The sequence below is a fragment of the Flavobacterium sp. genome (genome assembly GCF_044368625.1).
In the GTDB taxonomy this organism is placed as follows: Bacteria; Bacteroidota; Bacteroidia; order Flavobacteriales; family Flavobacteriaceae; genus Flavobacterium.
In genome coordinates this window covers 1-13,624 of record NZ_JBIPPD010000073.1, presented here as the reverse complement: position 1 = coordinate 13,624, position 13,624 = coordinate 1, and the positions used below count along the sequence as shown (strand labels likewise).

The following is a 13,624-nucleotide window of genomic DNA, read 5'->3' as shown; positions in this document are numbered from 1 at the left end:
GAAGTAAAGGACTTTTTTGGCTTGCATCCAGACCCGATCAAGCACTAAACTGGTCTCAAGCGGGTGGCTCAATAAAATCAGAAGGTGCGGGAGTTTGGTGGGCAAGTATGCCTTTTTCTGAACGTATAAAATTTCAAAATTTTGTTGACAACCAAGAAATTATCGAAGAGCGTTGGTCAAAAAATTATGGCGATAGATTAAACGAATTGGTATTTATTGGTATAAAAATGAATGAATACGACGTTAGAAAACAATTAGTTAGCTGTATTTGTACTGACATTGAGTTAATGGATTTACAAGACGGTGTTTTTCCTACCAAGGACCACTTTCCGGTTCCAAAACAGTTCTATGAAAATGCCGATTTCTAAATTTAAATCATCTGGTTTTTGATTGAAGTAGTTATTAATAGGCTTGTTGAAATAGCAAGCCTATTTTATTTGTATTAATCAAAATTAATTTTTAGTTTTGTCTAAATAATTTGTATTAAAATGAAAAAAATTATTTTTATAGTTTATATTTTATCGCTATCCACTTTTGCGCAAACTACAACTGATACAGTTTCAAAAAAAGAAACCAATGAGCTTGAAGAAGTGGTCGTATCGGGAACTCTAAAAGCCGTAAAACGTCTTGAAACTCCTATTCCTGTTGAAATTATTAGTGCAACTTTTTTAAAACAAAACCCTACAAGTAACGTATTAGAAGCGCTGCAAAATGTAAACGGTTTACGTCCGCAAAACAATTGTAATGTCTGTGGAACGGGCGACATCAGGATAAACGGTCTTGACGGCCCGTATACTATGGTTACTATTGATGGAATGCCAATTGTAAGTGCGCTTGGAACCGTTTATGGTTTATCGGGAATTCCAAATGCGATGATTGACCGAATTGAAGTAGTAAAAGGAGCTGCATCTACACTGTATGGAAGCGAAGCCGTTGGAGGTTTAATCAATATTATTACCAAAAAAGCAAAAAACAGTTCTTTATTTACTGCCGATATGTTCACCACTTCTTGGCTCGAAAACAATATCGACTTGGGATACAAGGCAACGATTGGCAAAAAAGTGGACGCCCTTTTTGGGGTCAATTATTTCTCCTACAACAATCCGATAGACCATAATAACGACAATTTTACAGATGTTGCACTTCAAAACCGTGTTTCCTTTTTTAGTAAATGGAATATCAATCGTAAATCAGAAAAAGAATTCAGCTTAGTTTCTCGCTACTTATATGAAGACCGTTGGGGTGGCGAAATGCAGTGGAACAGTAATTTCCGCGGAGGCGACGAAGTTTATGGCGAAAGCATTTATACCTCGCGGTTTGAGCTTTTAGGAAAATATGAGTTGCCTGTAAAAGAAAAAATGTACGTGCAATTTTCGCTTATTGGTCACGACCAAAATTCGGTGTATGGAAATTCGGTTTATCTTGCCAATCAAAAAATTGGTTTCGGACAATTTCTTTGGGATAAAAACATAAAAAATCACTCGCTGCTTTTTGGAAGTGCTTTTCGATACCAATTTTACAACGACAACACGCCGGCAACCGCCACTTCAGACCATTCCAAAATCTACAGCCTTTTTGTGCAAGACGACATCAAATTTTCAGAAAAAACGGGAATTCTTCTGGGTTCGCGATACGACTACAACTCCGTTCACGGTTCTATTTTTACGCCAAGAGTTGCGCTAAAATGGAAACCAACAGCCGATGATATTTTGCGATTAAATTTCGGCACGGGTTTCAGAGTTGTCAATCTCTTTACCGAAGACCATCAAGCATTATCGGGAGCGAGAGAGGTAATTTTAGTGGACAATTTAGATCCAGAAACGTCGTATAACCTAAATTTAAATTACCTAAAAAAATTCAAATTAGAAAATGCAGGTATAGTAAATTTAGAAATGTCCTCTTGGTACACGCATTTCACCAATCGTATATTTGCGAATTACGACCTGAACCCGAATCAAATTATTTACGACAACTTAGATGGATTTTCGAAAATTTTTGGAGTGAGTGCCAATGCCGATTGGATTACGCCTTTTGGTGTAAAAGCCACGGTTGGTGCTAGCTATTTTGACCCAATAACACAGCAAGATGGCATCAGTTTTGTGCCTTTATTTACCGAGAAATATTCATTGAACTGGGCTATAAATTATGAAATTCCCAAGTGGTTTCTTTCTTTTGATTACACGGGTAATTTGACCGGGCCGATGCGTTTGCCTTTGCTGAGTGAGCTTGACCCGCGACGGGAATATTCACAGCCGTTTAGTATTCAAAACATTCAGTTTACTTATAAAAAGTTTCATAACCTTGAAATCTATGCAGGAATTAAAAATCTTTTTGATTGGACGCCCAATCGTGGAAATCCTTTTTTGATTGCAAGAGCCAATGACCCATTTGACCAGAATGTACAATTTGATGGCAATGGAAATGCCGTTCCCTCTGCAGATAATCCTAACGGACTAACCTTTGACCCAACCTATGCTTACGGACCAAATCAAGGAATCCGAACGTTTTTAGGATTACGATACCATATTGATTAACATTTATTTCATTTTTGTTTCGCCCAAGATTACTTACTTTTGAAGGATGAAAAGCTATACGTATATTTTTGCCGGAGCCGGACTATCGTCTTTAATGACGGTTTATGAGATGATTCAGTCTGGATTTTTTTCTGAGCAGAAAATGCTTCTCATCGATTCCGATTCCAAAAAAACCAACGACCGAACGTGGAGTTTTTGGGAAAATCAAGTGGACACATTCGACGATGTGCTCCTTAAAAAATACGACTCTGCATTTTTTAAAAGCAACCAATTTAGCCGAAAATTAGCGTTAGAACCCTACCAATACAAAACAGTTAGAGGCTTGGATTTCTATAAAAAAGTTTTCGATTTCATCCATCAACAACCCAATATCGAATTTGTTGAAGCGCGAATTTCAAATTTTTCCGAAACGAAAACCGGAGTAGAAATCCACACCAATGCCGGGGTCTTTCAAGGGGAGAAATTATTCAACAGCATTTACAATCCCAGTTTAGTAGCTTCACAAACCAAATTTCCTTTGGTGCAACAGCATTTTATAGGTTGGTTTATTAAAAGTAAAGAAGCTGTTTTTACACCCGAAACCGCTACTTTTATGGATTTTTCGGTCCAACAAAAAAGCAATACAAGATTTATGTACGTCTTGCCAACTTCTGAATCCGAAGCCTTGATTGAATATACCTTGTTTTCTCCCACCTTATTAGCGAAACAAGAATATGAAACCGAGATTGTCAATTACATTCAAAATTTAGGTATTTCAGATTACGAAATTACCGAAAAAGAGCAAGGAAACATCCCAATGACGTGTTACCCGTTTTGGAAACACAACACAAAAAACATTTTAAACATTGGTTCGGCAGGCGGTTGGACCAAGGCCAGTACGGGGTACACTTTTAAAAACACTACCAAGAAATCAAAGGAAGTTGTGCGCTTTTTGCAAAATCATGCGGACTTCAGAAAATTTCACAAAAAAAACAAATTTTGGTTCTACGATTTACTGTTGATTGATATTTTATTTCACCAAAATGAAATCGGTTCCAGCATCTTTTCATCAATGTTTAAAACAGCAAAAGCGTCATTGATTTTTAAATTCCTTGACGAAGAAACCACATTTTGGGAGGATTTACAAGTCATTTGGCAATGCCCGAAAATGCCTTTTTTACAAGCTCTGTGGAAGCGGATTTTTTAAATAATACAATAACAAATCTTTATGAAAGTCGCCTCTTTTCCCGCATAAAAACTTTGTAACTTTGTAGCTCGTAAAAGTCAAACCTAAAATATAAGAATATGTATCCAGAAGAAATGGTAAAACCAATGCAAGCGGAACTCACCACTGCAGGTTTTCAAGATTTACATACCGCTGCCGAAGTAGACAACGCTTTAAAAGCCGACGGAACCACGTTAGTTGTCATCAATTCCGTATGTGGTTGTGCAGCCAGAAACGCACGTCCGGGCGTGAAAATGAGTATTGAAGGTGCAAAAAAACCAGACAATTTAATCACCGTTTTCGCAGGAGTCGATAAAGAAGCCGTGGATGCAGCGCGTCAGCACATGTTTCCGTTTCCACCGTCATCGCCAAGTATGGCTTTGTTCAAAAATGGCGAATTGGTGCACATGTTGGAGCGTCACCACATTGAAGGCCGTCCCGCAGAATTGATTGCCGAAAACTTGCAAGACGCGTTCAACGAATATTGCTAATATTTAAGTAGCTTCAATTTCAATAACCCTTTTAGTTTTACACGCTGAAAGGGTTTTTTAGTTTTAAAAGGTTTTTGAAGCGAAAGGTTGGGCTTTTTCAGCAATCCATATTCCTGCTTTCGGCTTTATCCCCGATGAAAAATCGGGGGATGCCGCCTCAATCAGGGCTAGTTAGGTTACTACTTTTACTTTTGGTTTGGCTTGTCATTTTGAACTTGTTTCAGAATCTTAATCTGAAGAAATTGTATCCTTTTCGTACAAATTTATCATTCCTGATAAAGCTCAATCTTGAAAACATTTTTACAAAAACCATCAATTACATTATCTGCAATTTAATTCACTATTTGTTTATTTTTAATGCGAATTTATTTGTAAGTAAAACTTTTCATTATTAAGTTCAAGAGAAAATATTGGAATTATTCGATTTGAGTTATAAAACCAGGCTTTTTGCTTCATCAACCACCCAAAAAGCTTCATCGACCAGGCAAAATGCCTGATTATTCACGTTATTTGCCTAATCGAATAAGTAATAAGCCTCGTCGATGAGGCAAAAAACACGGTCGATGAGTTTATTTGCTTTATTGATGAAGGTAAAAAGTTGGTTGATTATGTTATTTGCTTGGTTTATTAAACACTTCCCAAAAAGCAGAGACACAAAAAAAACGCGAAAGCAGTTTTACCAAATTAGCAAAAGAGTCGACAAGCGATTCTTCAACAGCGTATAGCAATTATGCTAAATCTTCACCTAATAAAATTCATTATAATACTGGTTTAGGAGAATCGAAATACGATAAGGAGATAAATTTGGACACAGATGTTAATCCAAATGACGTCAAAGATTCAATTGATAATTTTCGTACCAAGAAAAGAAATGAAGAGATTATATTTTATACAAAGCTCATTATCGGTTTAATTATTGCTTTTGTTGCATTTTCTTATTTACAAAAGTATTTAAAGAGAAGCAAAATCCAATAATTCAGGATTTCATTTTAAGCCCAAGAATTCTTCCCCTTTTATGATTTGCGATTTTATCTGCCAATTCCCAAACCAAAACCCAAGTATGACAATTGTCATTTTTTAACCCGTAAAATATTCCCTATTTTTGCACCGAAAATAATTTCTCGACTTAAAAAGTTTATAGCATGCAACTGTACAACACCTTAAGTGCCGATGAAAGAGCCGAACTTATTGACCAAGCCGGCAAGCAACGCCTTACGTTGTCTTTCTACCAGTACGCCAAAATTGAAGATCCTAAAAAATTCCGCGACGAACTGTTTATAGCCTGGAACGCACTCGATGCATTGGGTCGCATTTACGTAGCCCACGAAGGAATCAATGCCCAAATGAGCATTCCTGCCGAAAATATCGAAGCCTTCCGCGAAACATTAGAAGCCTATGATTTTATGCAAGGCATCCGCTTGAATGTTGCCGTAGAACACGACGATCATTCGTTTTTGAAACTCACGATAAAAGTTAGAGATAAAATAGTTGCCGACGGTTTGAACGACGAAACGTTTGATGTTACTAAAATCGGAGTTCACCTTAAAGCCAAGGAATTCAATGAAATTTTGGACGACCCAAATACCATTGTTGTCGATTTCAGAAACCATTACGAAAGCGAAGTCGGACATTTCAAAAACGCCATCACACCCGATGTAGAAACCTTTAGAGAGAGTTTGCCCATTATCCACGAGCAACTCAAAGATTTCAAAGAAACCAAAAATTTGGTAATGTATTGTACCGGCGGCATTCGTTGCGAAAAAGCATCAGCTTATTACAAACACCAAGGTTTCAAAAACGTATACCAACTCGAAGGTGGTATTATTAATTATGCCAAGCAAATTCAAGAAGAAGGATTGGAAAGCAAATTCATCGGAAAGAATTTCGTTTTCGACAACCGCCTGGGCGAAAGAATCACAGACGACATAGTTTCCCAGTGCCACCAATGCGGAAAGCCCTGTGACAATCACACCAATTGTGCCAACGACGGCTGTCATTTACTCTTTATTCAATGCGACGAATGCAAAGCTGTTATGGAAAACTGTTGTTCCACCGATTGTTTGGAAATCACCCATTTACCCTTAGCTGAACAAGTAAAACTAAGAAGTGGAAAAGAAGTCGGAAACAAAGTGTTTAGAAAAGGAAAATCAGAGAATTTAAAATTCAAACACTCCGGCGAACTTTCTGATACAGCATTGGCAACGATGCCTAAAAAAGACATTCGTCAGAAGGTAAAAATAAAAAAAGTGCTTGTGGCACAAGCACAGCATTATTTTGTAAAAGCGAAAATAGCACTTTTTATTGTTGAAAATCAAGGACTTAATTTAGGAGATAAAATCTTAATTTCGGGTCCAACAACAGGAAATCAAGAAATAATTTTAGAGCATTTTTTAGTGAACGGACTAGAATCTTTGACTGCTAAAGTGGGCGACAAAGTTACATTTGAAGTTCCGTTCAGGATTCGACTTTCGGATAAATTGTATAAGATTTTGAATTAAATAAAGCGATAATTTACTACTATCAAACCCGTTATATGTGATCATAGCGGGTTTGTTTTTTTAAGCTGTTTCATAAAATTTCCCCTTTGCAACATCAACTTAAATTTTCCTATCTTTACTCCCAAATATATTTACGAATTTTAAGTTATCCTAGATAACATTCTATATAAAATTATGGCTTGTACAAGTTGTTCAACGGCTGATGGTGGAGCACCAAAAGGCTGCGGAAATAAAGGGAATTGCGGCACCGATAGCTGCAACAAATTAACCGTTTTTGATTGGCTATCGAACATGAGTTTGCCCAACGGCGAAAAACCATTCGATTGTGCAGAAGTGCGTTTTAAAAACGGTAGAAAAGAGTTTTATCGGAATACCGAGAACTTGACTTTGAGTATGGGCGACATTGTAGCTACCGAAGCTTCTCCAGGACACGACATCGGAATTGTAACCCTTACGGGCGAGTTAGTTCGGATTCAGATGAAGAAAAAAGGGGTAAATCACGAAAGCAAAGACATCGCTAAAATTTACCGAAAAGCATCTCAAAAAGATATCGATATTTGGTCGGCTGCCCGAGAGAAAGAAGAACCGATGAAAATTCGCGCGCGCGAACTTGCCATTGCACAAAAGTTAGAAATGAAAATTTCGGATATCGAATTTCAAGGCGACGGCTCGAAAGCAACGTTTTATTATACAGCAAATGATCGAATCGATTTTCGAGCATTGATTAAAGGTTTTGCCAAAGAATTCAGCACCCGAATCGAGATGAAACAAGTAGGTTTTCGTCAAGAAGCAGCCCGTTTGGGCGGCATTGGGTCTTGTGGTCGCGAACTCTGTTGTTCCACTTGGCTTACAGATTTTAGAAGCGTGAATACATCTGCCGCTCGCTATCAACAACTTTCGTTAAATCCGCAAAAACTAGCCGGACAATGCGGAAAATTAAAGTGTTGTTTGAACTACGAGTTGGACACCTATATGGATGCTTTGAAAAATTTTCCGGAGTTTGAAACCCGTTTGGTTACGGAAAAAGGCGATGCAATTTGCCAGAAACAAGATATTTTTAAAGGCTTGATGTGGTTTGCCTATACCAATAATTTTGCAAATTGGCATGTGTTAAAAATCGAGCAAGTTAGAGAAATAATTGCTGAAAATAAGTTAAAAAATAAGGTTTCATCATTGGAAGATTTCGCCATCGACGAAGCGCCAATTGCTGAGAAAGATTTCAACAATGCGATGGGACAAGAAAGTTTAACGCGTTTTGATCAACCTAAAAAGAAAAAACGTCCCACTAAGAAGAAAAAACCAGGTGAAAATGCTATAGTAGCCAATAAACCTGCCGGATCAAACGTTATTAGACCTAACAATCCAAACCATCCTGCCGTTGCAAAAGTGGTTGAGAAACCAGCAAATCAAAATCCGAATCAAAATCCGAATCAAAATCCGAATGCTACAACGGAACGAAAACCAAACAATCGCAATAAAAACCGCAACAAACCTTCGGGAAATAGAAAGCCCGCTGAGAGAAATCCGAACGAACCCAAACCAGATAACCGTATAATTCCGAATAAGAAAAATGAGTCTAAAGAGTAATTTTTTACGGGTTGATTCGTATATTAAAAGTGATGGGATGTTTACTTTGCGTGAGGGATTGTCCCGAAGTTTCGAGAGAAGTTCTTTTTTATTCCGATTTTTCTTCGGAATTAAAAAAGCGGGAACGCAAAGCCCGACCCGCCCCGATAGCTATCGGGCTTACGGAAGGTCACGCCCAAATAAAAATTCGCTGAGGTATGGAATGCAATTGTTTTTGTTTATTTCAATGGTTGTTTTAGTTACTTCTTGCGACAAAAAACGCGTGTTTGACGATTATAAAACAGTAGGAACCGCTTGGGAAAAAGACAGTATTGTAGCATTTAGTTTCAAGCAAGAAGACACCACAAAATTGTATAATTTATTTGTCAATTTACGGGCAAATCAAGCCTATTCATTTAATAATTTATATTTGATTGTTGCAATGGAACGGCCAGGGGGATTGGTAAAAATAGACACCTTGCAGTACCAAATGACAAATCCAGACGGCACACTTTTGGGCGACGGTTTTTCGGACATTAAAGAAAGTAAACTCTTTTATAAAGAAAATTTACGCTTTGATACCATCGGCGATTACAAAGTTGAAATTCAGCAAGCGATGCGTCAGACAGGTAAAATTGAAGGCATTAAAGCCCTAGAAGGAATCACAGAAGTAGGTTTTAGAATTGAAACAATAGAATAATTATGGCAGTCAAAAAATACAAAAAATCGGGAGAAACTGATTTTTCATTTTACATAAAACGTTTTTGGCAAATTTTCGGAATAGGATTCGGACTCGTCGTGCTGATATTTCTATTTGCATCATGGGGACTTTTGGGTCACATGCCGTCCTTCAATGATTTGGAAAATCCAGAATCCAACTTGGCAACCGAAATCATTTCCTCCGATGGAGAAACAATCGGTAAATTTTACAATGAAAACCGGAGTTCCATTACGTATGAAGAATTGCCTAAACACCTCGTTGATGCCTTGGTAGCTACTGAAGATGAGCGTTTTTACGAACATTCCGGAATTGACGGAAGGGGAACTTTAAGAGCGATTACCAGTTTAGGAACTAGTGGTGGAGCCAGTACGTTGTCACAACAGTTAGCCAAACAATTGTTTCACGGCGAAGGCTCACGAAACATCGTTATGCGACTTTTACAAAAGGTTAAAGAATGGATTATCGCCATCCGATTGGAGAGACAATATACCAAAAACGAAATCATTGCAATGTATTTTAACGTGTATGATTTTAACAATTATGCCGTGGGAATTCGCTCGGCAGCCAAAACGTATTTCAATAAATCTCCAAAAGAATTAACCATTGACGAGTCGGCAATGCTGGTTGGAATGTTTAAAAATTCGTCTTTATACAATCCCATCCGAAATGCCCAAGGCGTAAAAAACCGCCGCAATGTGGTATTGCAACAAATGGAGAAATCCGATATTATTACTGAGGGACAACGTGAGAAATTGAGCCAACTTCCCATTACCTTGGATTTCAAATTGCAAACCCATAAAGAAGGAATTGCTACTTATTTCCGCGAATACCTTCGGGAATTCATGAAAGGTTGGGTTCGAGACAATAAAAAACCAGACGGAAGCGACTACGACATCTACCGCGATGGTCTAAAAATTTATACCACGATCGATTCCAGAATGCAGCAGTATGCCGAAGAGGCCGTGTATGCCCATATGGAAAATTTGCAAGAAGAATTTTTCGACCAGTCAAAGAAAAACAAAAATGCCCCTTTTGTTAATATATCGGAACAAGAAACACAAAATTTGATGAACCGTGCCCGAAAAAATTCGGAGCGGTGGAGAATTATGAAAGCCGAAGGAAAAGACGAAAAAGACATCATGAAATCATTTTCGGTGAAAACCAAAATGCGTGTTTTTTCATGGAAAGGCGAACGCGACACCATTATGACACCCAACGATTCGATTCGATATTACAAGCATTTTCTGCAAAGTGGCGTGATGTCAATGGATCCCGAAACAGGACATGTAAAAGCCTGGGTGGGTGGCATCAACTACAAGCATTTCCAATACGACCACGTCAACCAAGGGGCTCGACAAGTGGGTTCCACTTTCAAACCATTTGTGTACGCCACTGCAATCGAACAACAAGGATATTCGCCTTGCGATTCGATCATCGACTCTCCGTTTACCATTCCGCAAGGCCGTCACAACGTCACAGAAACTTGGACACCCAAAAATTCCAACAGCGAATACCGAGGAATGGTAACGCTCAAAAAAGCACTCGCACTTTCCATCAACACCGTTTCGGCAAAATTAATTGACCGAGTTGGGCCAGAGGCAGTAGTGGAGTTAACTAAAAAATTAGGAGTGAAATCCGATATTCCAGCTCAACCTTCCATTGCTTTAGGAGCGGTTGAAATTACAGTGCACGACATGGTTGCCGCATACGGAACTTTTGCCAATCAGGGTATTTACATCAAACCCGAGGTAATCACTAAAATCGAAGACAAAAACGGAAATATTTTGTACCAAACTATGCCCGAATCCCATGATGTTCTGAACAAGGACATCGCTTATGCTGTTGTGAAATTACTGGAAGGCGTTACGGAAAGTGGTTCGGGTAGCCGTTTAAGAACCGAAGGAGGTGGAAACGGATACAACCGCGTGACAGGATATCCGTATGCGTTGCGAAATCCAATTGCGGGAAAAACCGGAACAACACAAAACCAATCCGACGGCTGGTTTATGGGAATGGTTCCCAATTTAGTTACAGGCGTTTGGGTCGGAAACGAAGACCGTTCGGCACATTTCAAAAGCATCACTTACGGTCAAGGAGCCACGATGGCATTGCCAATATTTGGTATGTATATGAAAAAATGCTATGAAGATAAAACGCTCACCGTTTCAAAAGAGCCGTTCAAGCGGCCTTCAAATTTGGCTATAAAAGTCGATTGTTGGGTGCCAAAAGTAAAAGATACAACAGCAGTTGAGACCGAACAAGATACCGACGAATTTGATTTGTAGTTTCAGGAGCTATTTCCAGCTATCCGTTGCAATCATTATGGTCTGAACCCCAGACCATAAAGGATTTCCACTTCTATCTGGGCTAGGGATTCACGGAAACTACACCCTTTTATTTATACTATTTCAACCAGTTATGATTAATAAAAAAGTACACAACGTTCAAGAAGCACTTCACGGAATTGAAAACGGAATGACCATCATGCTTGGCGGTTTCGGACTCTCAGGAATTCCCGAAAACAGCATTGCCGAATTGGTAAAAATGAATGTCAATGATTTAACCTGCATTTCAAACAATGCTGGAGTAGACGATTTTGGTTTGGGATTGCTTTTGCAAAAAAAACAAATCAAAAAAATGATTTCGTCTTATGTAGGCGAAAATGCCGAATTCGAACGCCAAATGCTCTCAGGAGAATTGGATGTCGAACTCACACCACAAGGAACATTGGCCGAAAAATGCCGTGCCGCACAAGCCGGAATTCCTGCATTTTACACACCAGCGGGTTACGGAACCGAAGTTGCCGAAGGTAAAGAAGCACGCGAATACAACGGCAAAATGCACATTCTGGAAGAAGCCTTCAAAGCCGATTTCTCGATTGTAAAAGCTTGGAAAGGCGACGAAGCCGGAAACTTAATTTTCAAAGGAACCGCCCGAAATTTCAACGCTTGTATGGCGGGTGCCGCAAAAATTACTATTGCCGAGGTAGAAGAATTACTTCCTGCAGGAGCCTTAGACCCAAACCAAATTCACATTCCAGGAATTATGGTACAACGCATTTTTCAAGGAGAAAAATTTGAAAAAAGGATTGAGCAACGGACGGTGAGAAAGAAGTAATCAGTATCAGTGTTCAGTAAAAAAGAAAAATTATGGTATCTAAAATTAGATTTAAAAATTTCAAATTATTCAAAAACTGGCAAACGCTAGAGATAAAACCAATTACTATTTTAATTGGGAAGAATAATAGTGGGAAAACTGCTGTATTAAAGTTGCCTGTTATGATTAGTGAGAGCTCGAGAGGAAATATTAATGAAGCAATAAAACTAGATTTTGATGGAATAAAATTAGGTTCTGAGTATAGCGATTTGGCTTATAATAGAAAAATTTTACCAGGAGAATTTTTAGAATTGGAAATTTCTAATAACACTGATGATTCTACATTTGCGGAACTAAAGCTAAAAGTAAAACTTCCCACTGACGTCATTAAAGAAAAATCAGAAATATTTAAATGGGAGTATTTTGAAAACAACGTTATAATATCAGAAAAAGATGAAACTTCTGAATTTAAAGGATTTGTTAAAAATAATGAAAAATTAGAAGACTTATTTTTAAACTATGATTATTTAAAAGCTTTACGAACAGAACCTGAAGAAGAATATCCTTTTAAAAATGAAGAATATAAAAAAATTGGTTTAAAAGGCGAAAACACTTACCACATATTAATTAAATCAACGATTAATCAAGATGGTGTTTTTGAAAGTGTGAGTAATTGGTATAAAAATAATTTTGAAAATTGGTCATTGGAAATAAACGATGATCAAATTTTTAATTCTAAAAATAAAAAATACATTTTTTCAATTAGAAATAATAACATTGAACCAATAAACCTCCCATATACAGGACAAGGAATAACACAAGCTTTACCATTAATAACTCGTTCTTATATGAAAGATGAAGAACCTGTGTTAATTATTATGGAAGAACCTGAAAGTCATTTGCATCCTGCGGCACATGGAAATTTAGCACAACGATTCGTAGAATCTTATTTGGAAGATGATAACAAAAGATATTTGATTGAAACACATTCTAAAAACTTTATTTTGCGATTACAAGCACTTGTTGCAGACCCTGAAGTTAATTTTTCAAATAATGATATTGCAGTGTATTATGTAGATTATTTGGAGAATGAACAACTAAGTATTTTGGATAGATTGAATTTAAATGAATTTGGCGAATTTGATAAATGGCCAGAAGAAATCTTTAATGAAAGTTACAAAGAGTTGTTGTTATTGAAACAAAAACAGGCAGATAGAAATGATAGTAACCATTAAAGCTGAAATATTCAACAATTCAAATAATCACTCTGATTTAGATGATTTAATGCACTTTTTTAGAAAAGGCAAGCATAGAATGAATTTGAGAAAGTCTGCAGATTTTATAGCTTTTGATACATCAGAATGGACTAAAACACTATCAAGAAGCGATAAAGATTTTTTAAGAGAAAGTAGTCAAGCTCAAATAAATAAAAGAGAAATTGTAATTTCAAATTCAGATAACGAAGAAGAATTTAATAAAAAAGAAGCCTATTATTATTTACAACAAAACTTAAA

General features: G+C 37.4%; 12 protein-coding genes. All 12 read left to right on the top strand.

What is annotated here, in order from left to right:
* Positions 1-368 (top strand): GTP-binding protein (locus ACIQ2X_RS07470; RefSeq protein WP_396178304.1); only part of this gene is annotated, 368 nt, incomplete at its 5' end.
* A gap of 120 nt (positions 369-488) precedes the next feature.
* Complete coding sequence (locus ACIQ2X_RS07465) at positions 489-2,534, top strand: TonB-dependent receptor plug domain-containing protein (protein WP_396178303.1); 2,046 nt, start codon at positions 489-491, stop codon at positions 2,532-2,534.
* Positions 2,535-2,580: 46 nt separating this feature from the next.
* Positions 2,581-3,720, top strand: a complete 1,140-nt coding sequence (locus ACIQ2X_RS07460) for a lycopene cyclase family protein (protein WP_396178302.1) — start codon at positions 2,581-2,583, stop codon at positions 3,718-3,720.
* Positions 3,721-3,818: 98 nt separating this feature from the next.
* Positions 3,819-4,229: a BrxA/BrxB family bacilliredoxin gene (locus ACIQ2X_RS07455; RefSeq protein WP_396178301.1), complete on the top strand. Its 411-nt coding sequence runs from the start codon at positions 3,819-3,821 to the stop codon at positions 4,227-4,229.
* A gap of 615 nt (positions 4,230-4,844) precedes the next feature.
* Positions 4,845-5,204, top strand: coding sequence for a hypothetical protein (locus tag ACIQ2X_RS07450; protein WP_396178300.1), 360 nt, complete (start codon positions 4,845-4,847; stop codon positions 5,202-5,204).
* A gap of 167 nt (positions 5,205-5,371) precedes the next feature.
* The gene (locus tag ACIQ2X_RS07445; protein ID WP_396178299.1) at positions 5,372-6,727 is read left to right on the top strand and encodes a rhodanese-related sulfurtransferase; all 1,356 of its coding nucleotides are present in this window, start codon (positions 5,372-5,374) and stop codon (positions 6,725-6,727) included.
* 174 nt (positions 6,728-6,901) lie between these two features.
* Positions 6,902-8,314: a stage 0 sporulation family protein gene (locus ACIQ2X_RS07440; protein ID WP_396178298.1), complete on the top strand. Its 1,413-nt coding sequence runs from the start codon at positions 6,902-6,904 to the stop codon at positions 8,312-8,314.
* A 202-nt stretch (positions 8,315-8,516) separates the two neighbouring features.
* Entirely contained in the window at positions 8,517-8,993 is a 477-nt protein-coding gene (locus ACIQ2X_RS07435; RefSeq protein WP_396178305.1) for a gliding motility lipoprotein GldH, read from the top strand.
* A gap of 2 nt (positions 8,994-8,995) precedes the next feature.
* Complete coding sequence (locus ACIQ2X_RS07430; RefSeq protein ID WP_396178297.1) at positions 8,996-11,299, top strand: penicillin-binding protein 1A; 2,304 nt, start codon at positions 8,996-8,998, stop codon at positions 11,297-11,299.
* Between the two features lie 133 nt (positions 11,300-11,432).
* Complete coding sequence (locus ACIQ2X_RS07425; RefSeq protein ID WP_396178296.1) at positions 11,433-12,131, top strand: CoA transferase subunit A; 699 nt, start codon at positions 11,433-11,435, stop codon at positions 12,129-12,131.
* 32 nt (positions 12,132-12,163) lie between these two features.
* Complete coding sequence (locus ACIQ2X_RS07420; RefSeq protein WP_396178295.1) at positions 12,164-13,345, top strand: DUF3696 domain-containing protein; 1,182 nt, start codon at positions 12,164-12,166, stop codon at positions 13,343-13,345.
* Positions 13,329-13,624, top strand: a 296-nt coding sequence (locus ACIQ2X_RS07415) for a hypothetical protein (RefSeq protein WP_396178294.1), incomplete at its 3' end; no start/stop codon positions are given. The genes ACIQ2X_RS07420 and ACIQ2X_RS07415, both read left to right, overlap by 17 nt.